Source organism: Streptomyces sp. NPDC060198 (genome assembly GCF_042728415.1).
GTDB lineage: Bacteria > Actinomycetota > Actinomycetes > Streptomycetales > Streptomycetaceae > Streptomyces.
On the sequence record NZ_JBHWZJ010000154.1, the window covers coordinates 1 to 16,228 of the forward strand.

At 73.2% G+C, this 16,228-nt stretch carries 11 protein-coding genes; 7 read left to right on the plus strand and 4 right to left on the minus strand.

Translation table 11 applies throughout. The annotated features are described in order from the left end of the window. Positions 1-38: 38 nt before the first annotated feature. Entirely contained in the window at positions 39-1,979 is a 1,941-nt protein-coding gene (locus ACFWEP_RS19505) for a peptidoglycan DD-metalloendopeptidase family protein (protein ID WP_387371543.1), read from the minus strand. Positions 1,980-2,270: 291 nt separating this feature from the next. Here ACFWEP_RS19505 and ACFWEP_RS19510 point away from each other — a divergent pair, with 291 nt between their 5' ends. Beyond that, the gene (locus ACFWEP_RS19510) at positions 2,271-3,125 is read left to right on the plus strand and encodes a barstar family protein (protein WP_387371544.1); all 855 of its coding nucleotides are present in this window, start codon (positions 2,271-2,273) and stop codon (positions 3,123-3,125) included. Positions 3,126-3,146: 21 nt separating this feature from the next. Here the strand turns inward: ACFWEP_RS19510 and ACFWEP_RS19515 are convergent, their stop codons facing one another. Further along, the gene (locus ACFWEP_RS19515; protein ID WP_387371545.1) at positions 3,147-4,070 is read right to left on the minus strand and encodes an esterase/lipase family protein; all 924 of its coding nucleotides are present in this window, start codon (positions 4,068-4,070) and stop codon (positions 3,147-3,149) included. A gap of 665 nt (positions 4,071-4,735) precedes the next feature. Here ACFWEP_RS19515 and ACFWEP_RS19520 point away from each other — a divergent pair. Beyond that, a complete protein-coding gene (locus ACFWEP_RS19520; protein ID WP_387371546.1) occupies positions 4,736-5,149 on the plus strand; it encodes a cobalamin B12-binding domain-containing protein in 414 nt (137 codons plus the stop codon). A 326-nt stretch (positions 5,150-5,475) separates the two neighbouring features. Here ACFWEP_RS19520 and ACFWEP_RS19525 read toward each other — a convergent pair whose 3' ends face one another. After that, on the minus strand, positions 5,476-7,224 hold the full coding sequence (locus tag ACFWEP_RS19525) for a DUF5691 domain-containing protein (protein ID WP_387371547.1): 1,749 nt from the start codon (positions 7,222-7,224) through the stop codon (positions 5,476-5,478). Between the two features lie 118 nt (positions 7,225-7,342). Beyond that, on the minus strand, positions 7,343-8,530 hold the full coding sequence (locus ACFWEP_RS19530; RefSeq protein WP_387371548.1) for a hypothetical protein: 1,188 nt from the start codon (positions 8,528-8,530) through the stop codon (positions 7,343-7,345). Here ACFWEP_RS19530 and ACFWEP_RS19535 point away from each other — a divergent pair. The 5 genes from ACFWEP_RS19535 to sucD all read left to right on the plus strand — a co-directional run bounded on the left by ACFWEP_RS19535 (position 8,529) and on the right by sucD (position 16,158). Beyond that, positions 8,529-9,773: an AAA family ATPase gene (locus tag ACFWEP_RS19535; protein ID WP_387371549.1), complete on the plus strand. Its 1,245-nt coding sequence runs from the start codon at positions 8,529-8,531 to the stop codon at positions 9,771-9,773. The genes ACFWEP_RS19530 and ACFWEP_RS19535 overlap by 2 nt on opposite strands. Continuing rightward, positions 9,770-12,280 carry a DUF5682 family protein gene (locus ACFWEP_RS19540; RefSeq protein WP_387371550.1) on the plus strand — a complete coding sequence of 837 codons (2,511 nt, stop codon included), beginning with the start codon at positions 9,770-9,772 and terminating at the stop codon, positions 12,278-12,280. Before ACFWEP_RS19535 ends, ACFWEP_RS19540 begins: the two co-directional genes overlap by 4 nt. Before the next feature lie 211 nt (positions 12,281-12,491). After that, entirely contained in the window at positions 12,492-13,694 is a 1,203-nt protein-coding gene (locus ACFWEP_RS19545) for a VWA domain-containing protein (RefSeq protein WP_387371552.1), read from the plus strand. Positions 13,695-14,072: 378 nt separating this feature from the next. Then, positions 14,073-15,254, plus strand: coding sequence for an ADP-forming succinate--CoA ligase subunit beta (gene sucC, locus ACFWEP_RS19550; RefSeq protein WP_328719824.1), 1,182 nt, complete (start codon positions 14,073-14,075; stop codon positions 15,252-15,254). A gap of 19 nt (positions 15,255-15,273) precedes the next feature. Beyond that, the gene (sucD, locus tag ACFWEP_RS19555; RefSeq protein ID WP_387371551.1) at positions 15,274-16,158 is read left to right on the plus strand and encodes a succinate--CoA ligase subunit alpha; all 885 of its coding nucleotides are present in this window, start codon (positions 15,274-15,276) and stop codon (positions 16,156-16,158) included. Positions 16,159-16,228: the final 70 nt, after the last annotated feature.

Genomic DNA, 16,228 nt, shown 5'->3' on the forward strand with positions numbered 1-16,228 from the left:
GTCGCCACGACCCGGCCCTTCCGTGCAACCCCTGGTGCCTACTGCGGGTCGAGTCCGTGGCTCGCCAGCCAGGGCAGCGGATTGATCGCTGCGCCGCCGCCGGGGCGCACCTCGAAGTGCAGGTGCGGACCGGTGGAGTTGCCGGAGCTTCCGGAGTACGCGATCACGTCGCCGGCCTTCACCGAACCCGAGCGGATCCTGGTGCTGCTCAGGTGGCAGTACCAGGTCTCGGTGCCGTCCTCCATGGTCACGATCGCCATGTTGCCGTAGGCGCTGTTCCACTGGGTGCGTACGGTGCCGTCGGTCGCGGCCATCACCGGAGTCCCGTACTGCACGGGGAAGTCGATGCCGGTGTGCACGGACATCCAGTTGACCCCGGCCTGGCCGAAGTAGGCGCTGAGTCCGTGCTGGGCCACCGGCAGAAGGTACTTGGGACGGGCGGCCTCCTTGCGGGCGGCCTCCTCCTCCCGCTTCTTCTTCTCGGCGGCCTGCCGCTCCTTGAGGTCGATGCGCTCCTGCGTACGGCTGGCCCGGTCCCGGAAGTCCTCGCCGGCCGCGCTGACCCCCGCGAGCTGGGTGTCCAGCTTGGTGTTGGACGCGAGCGCCTTGACGCCGGCCGTGTCGGCGGCGGCCATCGTCGTGGCGTCGTCCTTGGTCTCGTCCGCACGCCCGAGCCCACCCACCGAAGCCGCCGCGATCCCCGCGACACCCATCACGCACGCGGACGGCACCGCGATCGTCAGCAGCGCGGACCGCTTGGCGGGCGTGCGGCGGCGGGCGCGGTTGCGGGCGGCGGACCGGCCCTCGGACCGCCCTTCGGGCCCGCCTTCGGACCGGACGGCGGGCTGGTACGGGTCGGGCCAGGTGTCCGGGAGACCGGACGGGTCCTCGGACTCCGGCTCCGGGGCGAGGCCCTGCGCGGATTCGGGCGCGTCCCTCCCGTCCGACGCGTCGTCGGGCACCGCGTGTTCGGAGGTCTGGTGTTCCGTGCCCTGGTGTTTCGTGCCCTGGTGTTCGGAGATCTGGTGTTCGGGTGTCGCCTCGTGCCGCGCGGCGGACGGGTAGGACATCTGTTCCGGGACGTACGCGGTCGCCCCGGGCATGGCGTCGAGGTCCGACGCGGTGTTCCAGGCGGTCGCGTCGTAGGCGCCGGTGTCGTACGCGCCCGTGGCGAAGACGGTGGCCGCGTGGACCGGGATGCCGGAGGCGGGGGTGTCGTAACCGGGGCTGTCGTAACCCGGGCTGTCGTAGCCGGGGGTGGCGCCGTAGCCGCCCGCCGCTTCGAAGACACCGGCGGTGTCGTAGTGCCCGGTCTCGTAGGTCCCGGTGTGGTGGGCCCCGGTGTGGTGGGCCCCGGTCTCGAAGGTGCCGGTCTCGAAGGTGCCGGTCTCGTAGGCGCCGGTCGCGTACGCGGTGGGTCCGTAGTGCGGGCCGCCGGCCTCGTGGGCGGGGGTGGCCGCCGCGTACCCCGCGGTGTCGTACCCGCCGTGGGCCTCGTACGCGCCGTTGGCCGGTGCGGCGGCCTGGTAGGTCCCCGTCTCGTAGAGGGCCGACTCGAAGGTGGTGGTGGGGAAGGCGCCGGTGTCGGTGAAGGACCACTGCCCGGTCGTCGTGTGGGTCGCGTCCTGTTGCCAGGCGCTGGAGTCCCACTGCCCGGTCCCCTCGGGCGTGCCGACCGGCCAACTGCCGGTGGTGTCGTAGGAGTGCTGGTGCGTGGCCTGGTGGGGCTCCGCCGCGTAGCCGCTGTAGGTGGTGCCGGTCTCCCAGGAGGAGCCGGCGGCGTAGGTGGTGTCCTGACCGGGATACGTGTCGTGGTGGGCGGCAGCCGTGGGGCCCGCCGCGAAGGCGCTGTCGTATCCGGATCCGGGGGCGACGCCGTGCTCACCGGGAAGGGTCCCGTAGAGCGGACCGGCGGGGTGGCTGCCGGTCTGTGACGTGTCGTATCCGGCGTACCCGGCGTGGGTGTGCTGGTCGTTCACCAACTTCTCTCTCGCCTCGGCAGCAGGACCAGTCCGGAGTTCAGTGGGGTGAGCCCCGGGAAGCAGTGGCCGCGACTGTACCTGTCGCTGAGTGACGGCCACAATCTTCGGAAGCGTTTGGTCTCGTGGGAAGCGGGCATTCGGGCGCCTTTCGGCGCAGCCGAGGCCTGTTGTTGGCGTTACGTTCGAGGAATCCGTTCTGATTTCCCCCGTACGTGATGACGGAACGTAGTCATGACGGTTGACGTCATGGAAGATCAGTGTCCGAATGCGTTCGGAGGGGGAGATTCGGTGGACGAGGCGATCAGGGGCGGCGAGGGCTGGGGATACGCCCTCCGGTCGGACGAGGACGAGACCGACTTCTGGGGTCTCGCGCGCGGCGCGGAGGGACTGTTCACGCCGGTGGGCGGGGACGGGAGCGGCGGGGGGAACGACGCCGAGGAAGCCCCCGACGCCGGGCTGCGCCGGGTGGTCCTCACCGGCTGTCGTCCCGAGGGCGGCCTACTGAAGGCGGTCGGCCGCATCGGCGGCCGACGCGCCGAGGCGGGGAACGCCTGGATCGACGTGCTCGACCCGGGCGGCTTCCCGATGGGTTCCTACTTCGTCAACGGGGTGACTGTCGCCGGCGTCCGGCCCTCCGCCCGTGGCGCCGGGCTGGTCGACCTCACGGCCGACCTGTGGTGCGAGGCCGAGCCCGGCTCGGGCGCCGTGTGGGACATGGCCAGGGCCGGGGGACCGGACCGTACGGGGCTGTGGCGCGGCCTCTCCACCGACGGGCAATGGGCCTGGTTGTCGGTGGCGTTGCATTCCCACGAGTACCGCCGCAGAGGCAAGACCGAAGCGCCCGGGGGGCGGACGGTAACCCTGGACGGCCGCTACGTCGTCGACCGGAACAGCTTCTGGTGCGCGATCGGTGAGGCCGTCAACGGGCCGCTGGGTTATTTCGGTTGGAACCTGGACGCCCTGAACGACTGCCTGTACGGCGGCTGGGGTACCGCCTGCGGATTCACCCTCGAGTGGACGGATTCCGTCGAAGCACGGGCGCGGTTGGCGGAGCCGGGGCCGTCGAGTGACGGGGAGGCTCCGTTCTTCGACGTACTCATGGAGATCTTCGAGGAAAGGCGCGTCACCGTGGTGCTGAAGTGACGGCAGGCGGTCCCGGCCTCCTCAGGCCACGGTGGTGCCGCCCGTGAAGCTGGTTCCGGCGCATGGCTGACCGGCTGGGCTCGTGGTGTCGGGCAGGGTCGCGCCTCCCGGCGCGTCCAGCACCTGGCGGATGCGGGCGGCGACGGCCGGGTGTACCGGGAGCGCGAGGTGGCCGATGCCCGTGACCCGAATGTTCTCCGCGTCGAGGTCCGGGTGGTCGACGCGCGCGGTGCTCACGGGGACCATCACCCGGTCCAGCTCGCTCCAGAAGGCGACGAAGTGCGTCCGGCACTCGGGCGCCGGGGTGCGCAGCTCCTCGATGAAGTCGGAGCCCGCGCGCATCTGCCGCACGATCGGGTGGGCGCTCGCCAGGGGGGCGACGGCGGTGCCGCCGTGCGGGGTGCCGAGGGTGACCAGGACGCGTACCCGATGGTCACCGCCGAGGCACTGTACGTAGTACCGGGCGATCAGGCCGCCCAGGCTGTGCCCGACGATGTCCACCCGCTGGTGGCCGGTGCGCTCGCAGATCTCCTCGATGTGCCGCCCCAGCAGCTCCGCGGCCGTACGGATGTCACAGGTCAGCGGGGAGTAGTTGAGCGATTCCAGATGGCGCCTGCCGTGCCGGGCGAGGGAACGGCGGAGCAGGACGAAGACCGAACGGTTGTCGATGAACCCGTGCAGCAGAACCACCGGCGGACGGTCGTCCCCCTGGGCCGTGGGCAGTGCGGCGACGTCCGCGGGCAGCGCGTCGAGGTCCTGCTCGATACCGGGGGTGGCCTTACGGCGCTCCGGGGTGAGGCCGGTCGGGTAGAACAGCACGTGTCCGACGAGGATCGCCAGATCCAGCGCGGTGGCCCTGATCAGCGCGGACGAGGTGCGCAGGCCCTGCGGTGACGGCAGGCGTGGCAGACGCGGCAGCACGGTGAGCAGAGACAACAGATTCATGGCCGACCTCCTGCACCGGCACGCGCGAACGGCTTCGGTCCCGCGCGCCTTCAGGGGGTGCCGTGGCGAGGTCGCGACCGGCCCGGGTCGGCTGCCGACGGAAGCTCTCGCCGGTCGAACCGCTCTCGGGGTGCCCGGATCGCTTGGTGGAGGCCCGGGTGGTCGTCTGTTCTGTTCGTCGCTCCGGCGGCCGCGCCGGTCCGGAGCGGGTCCCGGCGGCCGGGATCTCCGGCGTGCCGGCCGTCCGGTTCCTCGGTGGCCTGGGTCGACGGCCGAGGGACCGGACGGTCGCGGGGTCCGCACCTCCGCGCCGTGCGGCTGACGGCGCGGGTGTGCGGCGACCTCTGGCGGCTCCCCTTACGGCCGTCCCCGGGTGGCGGGTGTGCGCCTCTCGATGTAGGGGGCGGGCGTACGGCGAACATGTCCCACAAGGAGATTTCCCCCCTCATGTCCTTCACGAAACAGGACGCGACGGGGAAGGATGCTGAGGATAACGTTCGTTCACATCCGCGGACCGTCGGCGCGAGGGACAGTGCGGTGCTGCGTGGGCTGCGGGAGTCGGTGCGGGCACCGGCTCGAAACGGCGCAGTACGCGGCGCAGTATGCGGCGGAACGCGGCGCGGGACGGCGCGACCGGCGGTGCGGGAGACCAGGTGGAGGCAGTGATGGGTGTATCCGGTCCGATTCGTGTGGTGGTGGCCAAACCGGGGCTCGACGGCCATGACCGGGGAGCCAAGGTGATCGCGCGGGCACTGCGGGACGCCGGCATGGAGGTCATCTACACCGGTCTCCACCAGACCCCCGAACAGATCGTGGACACCGCCATCCAGGAGGACGCCGACGCGATCGGTCTCTCGATCCTCTCCGGTGCCCACAACACGTTGTTCGCCAAGGTGATCGACTTGCTGAAGCAGCAGGAGGCCGAGGACATCAAGGTCTTCGGCGGTGGGATCATCCCGGAGGAGGACATCCCGCCGCTCAAGGAGCTCGGGGTGGCCGCGATCTTCACCCCGGGCGCGACCACCACCGCGATCGTCGACTGGGTCAACGCGAACGTCCGGCACCCCGCGGACGCCTGATGCGGGCGGTGCCGGGCACCCGGTGCGGGGTGCCGGCACCCGGTACGGCCGGTATCCCGCAGCGGTGCGGGCGGGCCCGGCGTCCGGGAGGGCGGTACGGGACGCTCGACGCGGGCGGGCCCTGCGCCCGGGAGGGCGGTACCGGATGCCCGACCGACGCGGACGGGACCGGCGTCCGGGCGCGCCCGCACCGGCACCTGACACGACCCGCGCACCGCCCGCCCGAACGTCCGCCACGGCCCGAATGCGCACCGCCCGCCCGAACGTCCACCACGGCCCGAATGCGCCCCGCCCGCCCGCCCGAACGCGCACCGCGGCCCGGGGGGTCAGGGGCCGGCCGACTCCAGCTCGGCTTCCATGGCCGCTCGCAGCCGGAGGGTGGAGACCAGTCTCTGGAAGGCCTCCGACCAGTAGCCGCCCGCTCCGGGTGAGGCGTCCTCGCGTTCGTCCTCCGTCGTGGTGAGGACTTCCAGCCGGTCGGCCTCACGGGGATCGAGGCAGCGTTCGGCCAAGCCCATGACTCCGCTGAAGCTCCAGGGGTAACTGCCCGCCTCCCGCGCGATGTCGAGCGCGTCGACGACCGCGCGCCCGAGCGGTGGAGCCCAGGGCACGGTGCACACACCCAGCAGCTGGAACGCCTCGGAGAGACCGTGGGCAGCGATGAAAACGGCCGCCCAGGAGGCGCGTTCATCCCGGGGGAGGGTGGCGAGGAGCTTGGACCGCTCGGCCGGTGAGTCCGTCCCCGTGGCGTCGGAGGGGGGCGCGGTGGGAAGGCCGAGCAGCGCCCGCGCCCACTCCTGGTCCCGCTGTCGTACGGCGGCGCGGCACCAGGCGGCGTGCAGATCGGCGGCCCAGTCGTCGGCCACCGGCAGCCCGACCACCTCCCGCGCCGTGCGTCCCCCGAGCTTCGCCGACCAGATGGCGAGAGGGGTCGACTCGATCAACTGACCGAACCACCACGATCGTTCCCCCTTCCCCGTCGGCGGTACGGCCACTACGCCGTCCCGTTGCATCGAGGCGTCGCACTCGTACGGTGCCTCGATGACCAGGGAGGGTCCGCCGGGGTTCGGCGCGAGGCCGCCGGACCCGCGGTCCAGGCCGATGCAGGAGACCGCGCGGGCGGCCATCCGACGGCCGAACGCCGTGTCGGGCAGAGTGGAGAGGAGTTCGGCGGCGGTGGCCCGGACGTTGCGACTGCGATCGCCGAGCGCCTCCTCCAGGAAGTCCTCGTCCGCTCCGGAGAGCTTGGCGCGGAGAGTGTCGAGGAACATCAGCCGGTCCTCGGCGCGCTCGGTGGCCCAGCTGCCCGCGAGCAGGTCCCGGGCCGCGTCCGGATCACGGAGCCGTACAGCACTGAGCAGCGCGATGCGCTCGGTGAACAGCCCCTCCTCCCACAGTGCGCGCACCGCGTCCGCGTCGGCACCGCCGTCGGGCCCGCCCCGGACGGCGGCCTGCGGGGCCCCGTCACGCAGGGCGAAACGCCAGTCCGTGTTCAGACCGGCCAGCCAGCGGCCACGCGGACCGGCGAAGACCAGCGCGTGCGGACGCAGGTCGGTACGGGCCCGCGCCGCGTCCAGCAAGGGCGGGAGCAACGCCGCGGGGGCGCGGTAGCCGTGGCGGTTGGCGGCGGCCAGCCACTGCGGGATCAGTTCCGTCAGGTCGGGGGCCGTGCCGCGTCGGCCGCCGGGGGAACCGCCCGTCCGGTCCGCGAGGAGCTGCGCGAGACGGCGGCGGGCCGCCGGGGGCAGTGGTGGGCGGGGGTCCTCGGGGGCCCGCTCGGGGAGCACTCCGGCCGGCGCGGGTTGCAGCCCCGCCCGACGGCGCACGGCGTGCACCGCCGCCGCGTCCAGCAGGGCGGTCGGACCGCAGGGCGTGCCGTCCGGGGCGTGAGCCGGACGGCGGTCCGTACCGAGGAGGGCTCGGGTGACCAGCTCGTCCCACTGGTCGTCCCCCCGGTCGGGCCACGGCGGAGGGCCGGCCGGGTGCCGGGCGCCCGTGGGGTCCGGAGCGGTGGCGTGGGGGTGGTCGTGATCCGGGTGACCGGGCCCGGAAGTCGGCGAGTGCGTCGAGGACATGGGTTCACCTCCGGCAGACGGGTCGCGTACGGGTGTGTGGGGTGGCGTGGGCTGGGGAGCGTGGTGACGGAGAGGTCCGGGGCGGACTCTCCGGACTGTCGCGCGCCGTCCGGTCAGGTCAGGTCAGGACCACGGTCTCGACCGGACCGGATCCGTCCCGCCGGCCGGCGCTCTCGCCCTCACCGGCGGACCAGGCCGTCAGGGGGGCGAAGCCGCGCGGGCCCAGTTCGCCGAAGAGCGTGACCGGGCTGCCGCCCGACAGTGCGGCCAGCCGCCAGAGCCCCGGCCTGGAGCGCGGGTCCCCCGCTATCGGCAGGGCGGTCCCGGTTCCCTCGTCGGCCAGTTGCCAGCGGATCGCGGAGGGAATGGGTATCACCGCGTCCAGCACCACCGGATGCCTCTGCGACCAGGGGTCCTCGCCCAGTGCGCGGCCGTACTCGGCGAGGGCCTCGGTGGGGGAGACGCCCGCCGGGGGTGCGGGTGCGGGCTCCGGGGCGCCGAACACCGGTCCCAGCTCGGCGCGCCGCCCCGCTCCCGGGTGCGGCGTCAACTCCGCCTCCAGGACCGCGCCCACCGGAAGGGACCGCTCCGGGGCGCGGCCCCCCGCTCCGTAGGAGAGCAGCACCACCGTGCGGCCCGACCCGGCTCCGCGCAGCCAGATACGGCGAGTGACGAGCTTGCCGTCCGGGACGTCGTACTGGGCGAGCACCCGCCAGCGGTCGCGCACCGGCGGGCCGACCGGCGCGGACGGCAGCCCCACCCGGGTGCGGACCGTCGCCGCCAGGGGTTCGGGCAGTCGATCACGGTGCATCCAGGCGGTGTTGAGCAGATGCAGCAGTCCGCACTCCTCCAGCATCCGCATCGGCCATCCCGGGCCGGAGGAGGGCAGCGAGCCCAACTCCCGCACTCGCACCGCGAGTCCGGGAGCCTGGGAGTCGATCATCCGTGCAGCGGTCTCCTCCCAGTGGTCGTCACCGGACTGCCCGGACACCGCGAGGCCGGAGCGCAGGAGGTCGGCGAGGCGCTCTTCCAACTCCCTCGCTCCGTCGGTGATCCGGGCGGCCCTGCGCTCGGCGCGCTTCCGCGCCGCCTCGGCGTCGGCCGGGACGGCAGGCGTGCGACCCGCCGGACCGGTGGTCCGCGCGGACTCTCCCTCATGAGACAGCAGCATGGCGACGACGTTAGGACCCCCCACTGACAATCGCGCTGACCTGCGGTGACGGTGAGTGAGGGGTTGATTGTCAGTGGCGTGGTGCACGGTGGTGACACATCGGACCGAGCGATGAGCGATCTGGAGGGGGACCATGACCGTGTACGAACGAGCCGGGAAGAACGCGGCCACCGGGCACGCGCCGGACGGCGGCACGCCGGGCGCCGACGCTCAGCCGGGGGCACTGCCGGACGGAGCACCGCCGGACGGGAGGCTGCCCGGGGGAACGCCGCCGGACGGGGCGCTGCCCGACGCGGGCGCGAGGGCGCTCCGGCCGCACGCGGAGGTCGCGTTCGCCGACGAACTCAAGGCGCTGGCCGACGCCGACGACCGTCCCAGACCCGCCCGTTGGCGCCTCTCTCCGTGGGCCGTCGCCACCTATCTGCTCGGTGGGACACTCCCGGACGGCACGGTGATCACCCCCAAGTACGTGGGCCCACGCCGGCTCGTCGAGGTCGCCGTGACCACGCTCGCCACCGACCGCGCCCTGCTGCTCCTCGGCGTCCCCGGCACCGCCAAGACCTGGGTCTCCGAGCACCTGGCGGCGGCCGTCAGCGGGGACTCGACCCTCCTCGTCCAGGGCACGGCCGGCACGCCCGAGGAAGCGATCCGGTACGGCTGGAACTACGCGCAGTTGCTCACCCACGGCCCGAGCCGTGCCGCCCTGGTGCCCGGCCCGCTGATGCGCGCCATGGCCGAGGGGCTGACCGCCCGGGTGGAGGAGCTGACCCGTATCCCGGCCGACGTACAGGACTCGCTCATCACGATCCTCTCGGAGAAGACCCTTCCCATCCCCGAGCTGGGGCAGGAGGTCCAGGCGGTCGGAGGATTCAACCTCATCGCCACCGCCAACGCCCGTGACCGGGGCGTCAACGAGCTGTCCAGCGCGCTCCGCCGCCGCTTCAACACCGTCGTGCTGCCGCTCCCGGCGACGCCCGAGGACGAGGTGGACATCGTCTCGCGACGCGTCGAGCAGCTGGGCCGTGCCCTGGACCTGCCGGCCGCGCCGGAAGGGCTGACCGAGATCCGGCGCGTGGTCACCGTCTTCCGCGAACTGCGCGACGGCGTCACCACGGACGGCCGCACCCGGGTCAAGTCCCCCTCGGGCACGCTCTCCACCGCCGAAGCCATCTCCGTTGTGACCCACGGCCTGGCACTCGCCGGCCACTTCGGCGACGGGACACTGCGCCCGGGTGACGTGGCCGCCGGAATCATGGGGGCGGTCGTCCGTGATCCGGCGGCGGACCGGGCCGTCTGGCAGGAGTATCTGGAGACCGTCGTCCGTGAGCGGGACGGCTGGAAGGACTTCTACCGGGCCTGCCGCGAGGTCTCGCCATGACCTCGCCCCGCACGGCTCCCTCATCAGTGCCTCCGGCGCCCGGGGCCCGGGGACCGCTGCTGCTGGGCGTGCGGCACCACGGCCCGGGGTCCGCGCGTGCCGTGCTGGCCGCACTGGAGGCGGTGCGGCCGCGTGCCGTGCTGGTCGAAGGGCCGCCGGAGGGAGACGCGTTGCTGGCGCTCACCGCCGATCCGGACATGCGGCCCCCGGTGGCGCTGCTCGCGCACGCCGAGGACGATCCGGGGCTGGCGTCGTTCTGGCCGATGGCGGAGTTCTCGCCGGAGTGGGTCGCGATCCGCTGGGCGCTCGCGCACGGGGCGGCCGTCCGCTTCATCGACCTGCCCGCCGCCCATGCGCTGGCACTCGCGGCGGCGGCCCAGGGCGAAGGGCAGGGGGAGACCGCGCCGGCTCCGCCCGACCCGATCGCGGTGCTGGCCGACGCCGCTGGCCACGACGACCCCGAGCGGTGGTGGGAGGACGTGGTCGAACACCGGTCCGCGGCGACCGGCGCCGACCCCGTCGCCCCGTTCACCGCGCTGGCAGAAGCGATGACGGTGCTGCGCGAGACGTATGGGGACGGCGGGCACCCCCACGACGCCGTGCGCGAGGCATTCATGCGCATTCGACTGCGGGCGGCACGCAAGGAGTTCGGCGACGAGGTCGCGGTCGTCTGCGGCGCCTGGCACGTGCCCGCCCTCGCCGCGCGGACGACCCTCACCGCCGACCGCGCCCTGGTGAAGGGGCTTCCCAAGGTCAGGACCGCCATGACCTGGGTGCCCTGGACGCACCGTCGGCTGGCCCGGCGCAGCGGATACGGCGCAGGGATCGAGGCCCCCGGCTGGTACGCCCACCTCTTCCACGCCCGGGACCGGCCCGTCGAGCGATGGATGACGAAGGCCGCGGGTCTGCTCCGCGAGGAGGACCGGTTCGTCTCACCCGCCCACGTCATCGAGGCGGTACGGCTCGCCGGGACGCTCGCGGCCCTGCGCGGGCGCCCGCTCGCCGGACTCGACGAGGCCACCGACGCGGTCCGGGCCGTCATGTGCGACGGGTCCGACGTGCCCCTCGCCCTCGTCCACGACGGACTCGTGGTCGGTGAGGCGCTCGGCGAGGTCCCCGACGGCGCACCGGCCGTGCCGCTCCAGCGGGACCTGAGCCGGCAGCAGCGCACCCTGCGCCTGAAGCCGGAACCGCCGGACCGCGAGGTGGAGTTCGACCTCCGCCGGGACACCGACGCGGCGAGGAGCCGACTGCTGCACCGGCTGCGTCTTCTCGCCGTGGACTGGGGCTCACCCGTGGCCGGACGGGGGAGTACCGGCACCTTCCGGGAGACCTGGCGGCTGCGGTGGGAGCCGGAGCTCTCGGTCCGGATCGCGGAGGCGGGCACCTGGGGCACCACCGTGCTCACCGCCGCGACCGCCAAGGCGGAGTCGGACGCCCGGAACGCGACCACCCTCGCCGAGATCACGGACCTCGCCGAACTCTGCCTCCTCGCCGCTCTGCCCGAGGCCCTGCCGGTGGTCATGCGGGCCCTCGCGGACCGGGCCGCGCTCGACGCGGACGTGACCCGCCTCGCCGAGGCCCTCCCCGCGCTGGCCCGGTCGCTGCGGTACGGCGACGTACGGGGCACGGACACCGCCGCCCTCGGCGAGGTCGCCGCCGGAGTGGCGACACGGATCTGCGTCGGGCTCCCCGCCGCGTGCACGGGCCTGGACGCCGACAGTGCGGAGGCGATGCGCCGCACGGTGGACGAGGTGCACGGCGCGATCACCCTTCTGCCGGCCCCGGACGGGCCGGGCGCCCTGGACGGGCCGGGCGCCCTGGACGGGCCGGGCGCCCTGGACGGGCCGGGCGCCCTGGACGGGCCGGGCGCCCTGGACGGGCCGGGCGCCCCGGCCGGGCCGGGCGCCCCGGACGGGCAGACGCCCTCGAACGCCCCGGAGGCCTCGGACGCCGCGGACGCCTCGGACGGCCCGGACGCCCCGGGCGGCGAGGGGCTGCGGGGCCGCTGGGCGGCGGTGCTCCACAAGCTGTCCTCCCGGGACACGGTCGCCGGTGTCGTGCGCGGTCGCGCCGCCCGGCTGCTGCTGGACGAGGGCCGGCTCGGCGACGACGAGGCCGCGCGGCTCATGGGCCTCGCCCTCTCGCCCGGCACCCCGCCCCCGCACGCCGCCGCGTGGATCGACGGCTTCATCGGAGGAGCCTCCGGCGGCGGGATGCTGCTCGTGCACGACGAGCGGCTCCTCGCCCTCGTGGACGGGTGGCTGACCGGCATACCCGACCACGCCTTCGCGGACGTGCTGCCGCTGCTCCGCCGCACCTTCTCCGCGTACGAACCCGGCGTACGGCGCACTCTGGGGGAGCTTGCCCGCCGGGGCCCTGCCGCGGGCGGGCGGGCGCGCGGGCCCGGCACGGAAGCCGCTCTGCCCGGATACGGCCCGGAGCTGGACGGGCCCCGCGCCGACGCCGTACTCCCGGTGCTGCGCCTGGTTCTGGGCCGTTCCTGAGGCGGCCCAGGGACCGAAGGACGCGTCCCGGAACACACCGAGGGCGCCCGGCCGAACCCCGGCCGGCCCGACTGCCCCGCCCGGCCGAACCCCGGCCGGCCCCACTGCCCCGACCGGCCGGATCCCGATCGGTACTTCCACGTAGCGGAGTTGATCGACCGTGACGACACGCGCCCCCGGCTCCGGGCAGCCCCCGGAGCCCCGACGCCCCCTGCCCGAGAGGACATCCGGCGACGAGCGGCTGAGGCGGTGGCGGCTGGTGCTGGGCTCCGACAGCGCGGAGTCCACCGGCCACATCCCCGAGGGCCGGGACGCCGTGATGGACCGTACCCTCACCGCGCTCTACGGCGGCGGGAAGAACCCGGGCACCCGGACACCCGGCGAGCGCGGCGCCGGACTCGGCGCGTCCGCTCCCGCCGCGGCCCGCTGGCTCGGCGACATCCGTACGTACTTCCCCGCCCCGGTCGTCCAGGTCATGCAGCGGGACGCGATCGAGCGGCTCGGCCTCGCCGCCCTGCTGCTGGAACCCGAGCTGCTGGACGCGGTCGAAGCCGACGTCCACCTCGTCGGCACCCTTCTCTCGCTCGGCGGGGCGATGCCGGAGACCACGCGGGAGACGGCCCGCGCGGTGGTGCGCAAGGTCGTCGCCGACCTGGAGAGGAGGCTGGCGGGCCACACCCGGGCGACCCTCACCGGCGCCCTGGACCGGTCCGCGCGGACGAGCAGACCGCGCCACCGCGACATCGACTGGAACCGCACCGTCCGCGCCAACCTCAAGCACTGGGTCCCGCTCCCCGCAGCGGACGGCGCGGCCCCTCCGAACGGAGGTGCCGGCGCCGGCACGGTGGTCCCTGAGCGGCTCATCGGTTACGGCCGCGTGGGCCGGACCGTGCGCAAGGAGGTCGTTCTCTGCGTCGACCAGTCGGGTTCGATGGCCGCCTCCGTCGTCCACGCGGCCGTCTTCGGTGCGGTCCTCGCCTCGATGCGCTCGCTGGACACCCGGCTGATCGTGTTCGACACGGCCGTCGTGGACCTCACCGACCGACTGGACGACCCCGTCGACGTGCTCTTCGGCACCCGGCTCGGTGGCGGGACGGACATCAACCGGGCCCTCACCTACTGCCAGGCGCGCATCACCCGTCCCGCCGACACCGTCGTCGTGCTGATCAGCGATCTCTACGAAGGCGGGATACGCGACCGGATGCTCCAGCGGGTCGCGGCGATGAGGGACGCCGGAGTGGAGTTCGTGGCGCTGCTCGCGCTCTCGGACGAGGGGGCGCCCGCGTACGACCGCGACCACGCGGCGGCCCTGGCCGCCCTCGGGGTCCCCGCGTTCGCCTGCACCCCCGACCTCTTTCCGGAAGTGATGGCGGCAGCCCTGCGGAAGCGCCCCCTGCCGGTCCCGGAGCGGTAGCGTCCGAGCGGTGCGGCCCCGCGCCCGGACCGGCGGGGTGGTCCTTCTCTCACCGGCCCGAGGGTTGAGGGGACGCGTCCGCGGTCGTCGCCCCGCCCGTTCCGCCCGCACCCCCGCTGACCAGCGCGGCCACAGGTGCGGGAGCGTGCCGTTTTGTCCCCTCCGGCCCGGTCACCAGCGACGTCTGTGACCGTAATCACCGCTCGTGCGCGATCTCCGATTTAGGGTCGGGCGGAGCGCGGGGATAACCTGCCGGATGGACATGCCGCGTACCGGACACCGTGTACGCATTCCTGGTGACAGCGCAGTCACGTTTGCCCCTCGCGGCACGCCCACGCATCAAACCAACCGCGAGACCACTAAAAGGGACGGACGCGCGTGGACCTGTTCGAGTACCAGGCGAGGGACCTCTTCGCCAAGCACGGTGTACCGGTGCTGGCCGGTGAAGTCATCGACACGCCTGAGGCAGCCCGCGAGGCGACCGAGCGGCTGGGCGGCAAGTCCGTCGTCAAGGCGCAGGTCAAGGTCGGCGGCCGCGGCAAGGCCGGCGGCGTCAAGCTCGCCGCCACGCCGGACGAGGCAGTCGCCCGGGCGACCGACATCCTCGGCATGGACATCAAGGGCCACACGGTCCACAAGGTGATGATCGCCGAGCTGTCCCCCGAGATCGAGGCCGAGTACTACGTCTCGTACCTCCTCGACCGCACCAACCGCACCTTCCTCGCCATGGCGTCGGTGCAGGGTGGCATGGACATCGAGGAGGTCGCGGAGAAGACCCCCGAGGCCCTCGCGAAGGTCCCGGTCAACGCCGTCGACGGCGTCGACATCGTCAAGGCCCGCGAGATCGTGGCCCAGGCGAAGTTCCCGGCCGACGTGGCCGAGGGTGTCGCCGAGGCGCTGGTGACCCTGTGGGACACCTTCGTCGCCGAGGACGCGCTCCTCGTCGAGGTCAACCCGCTGGTGAAGACCAAGGACGGCCGCATCCTGGCCCTGGACGGCAAGGTCTCGCTCGACGAGAACGCCGACTTCCGCCAGCCCGGTCACGAGGCGCTCGAGGACAAGGCCGCGGCCAACCCCCTCGAAGCCGCCGCGAAGGCCAAGAACCTCAACTACGTCAAGCTCGACGGCGAGGTCGGCATCATCGGTAACGGTGCCGGTCTGGTCATGTCGACCCTGGACGTCGTCGCGTACGCCGGTGAGAACCACGGCAACGTGAAGCCCGCCAACTTCCTCGACATCGGTGGCGGTGCCTCCGCCGAGGTCATGGCGAACGGCCTGGAGATCATCCTCGGCGACCCGGACGTCAAGTCCGTGTTCGTCAACGTCTTCGGTGGCATCACCGCTTGTGACGAGGTCGCCAACGGCATCGTCCAGGCGCTCGCGCTGCTGGAGAGCAAGGGCGAGAAGGTCGAGAAGCCGCTCGTCGTGCGTCTCGACGGCAACAACGCGGAGCTGGGTCGCAAGATCCTTTCCGACGCCAACCACCCGCTGGTCCAGCGTGTGGACACCATGGACGGCGCGGCCGACAAGGCCGCCGAGCTCGCCGCGGCTGCGAAGTAAGGACGAGGGACTCCACACCATGGCTATCTTCCTCACCAAGGACAGCAAGGTCATCGTCCAGGGGATGACCGGCGCCACGGGCATGAAGCACACCAAGCTCATGCTGGCCGACGGCACCAACATCGTCGGTGGCGTGAACCCGCGCAAGGCCGGCACGACCGTCGACTTCGACGGCACCGAGGTCCCGGTCTTCGGCTCCGTCGCCGAGGCGATGGAGAAGACGGGCGCCGACGTGTCCGTCCTCTTCGTGCCGCCGGCCTTCGCGAAGGCCGCCGTCGTCGAGGCGATCGACGCCGAGATCCCCCTCGCCGTCGTCATCACCGAGGGCATCGCCGTCCACGACTCCGCCGCCTTCTGGGCGTACGCGGGCTCGAAGGGCAACAAGACCCGGATCATCGGCCCCAACTGTCCGGGTCTGATCACCCCCGGCCAGTCCAACGCCGGCATCATCCCGGGCGACATCACCAAGCCCGGCCGCATCGGTCTCGTGTCCAAGTCCGGCACGCTGACCTACCAGATGATGTACGAGCTCCGTGACATCGGCTTCTCCTCCGCCGTCGGCATCGGTGGCGACCCGGTCATCGGTACGACGCACATCGACGCCCTCGCGGCGTTCGAGGCGGACCCCGACACCGACCTCATCGTCATGATCGGTGAGATCGGTGGCGACGCCGAGGAGCGTGCCGCCGACTTCATCGCGAAGAACGTCACGAAGCCGGTCGTCGGCTACGTCGCGGGCTTCACCGCGCCCGAGGGCAAGACCATGGGCCACGCCGGCGCCATCGTCTCCGGCTCCTCCGGCACCGCCGCCGCGAAGAAGGAGGCCCTCGAGGCCGCAGGCGTGAAGGTCGGCAAGACGCCGACCGAGACCGCCAAGCTGGCGCGCGAGATCCTCGGCGCCTGATCACGGGCAACGCGGCGGCCTCGCCGCCGCACCCCGTGTGAACGCGTCACGACGGCGCGGGCCCGTACCC

What these genes read in the sequence shown, in the direction of transcription:
- ACFWEP_RS19515 (WP_387371545.1), bottom strand. Translation starts at nt 4,070, where the DNA reads ATGAATCTGTTGTCTCTGCTCACCGTGCTGCCGCGTCTGCCACGCCTG.
- ACFWEP_RS19520 (WP_387371546.1), top strand. Translation starts at nt 4,736, where the DNA reads ATGGGTGTATCCGGTCCGATTCGTGTGGTGGTGGCCAAACCGGGGCTC.
- ACFWEP_RS19525 (WP_387371547.1), bottom strand. Translation starts at nt 7,224, where the DNA reads ATGTCCTCGACGCACTCGCCGACTTCCGGGCCCGGTCACCCGGATCAC.
- ACFWEP_RS19535 (WP_387371549.1), top strand. Translation starts at nt 8,529, where the DNA reads ATGACCGTGTACGAACGAGCCGGGAAGAACGCGGCCACCGGGCACGCG.
- ACFWEP_RS19530 (WP_387371548.1), bottom strand. Translation starts at nt 8,530, where the DNA reads ATGGTCCCCCTCCAGATCGCTCATCGCTCGGTCCGATGTGTCACCACC.
- ACFWEP_RS19540 (WP_387371550.1), top strand. Translation starts at nt 9,770, where the DNA reads ATGACCTCGCCCCGCACGGCTCCCTCATCAGTGCCTCCGGCGCCCGGG.
- sucD (WP_387371551.1), top strand. Translation starts at nt 15,274, where the DNA reads ATGGCTATCTTCCTCACCAAGGACAGCAAGGTCATCGTCCAGGGGATG.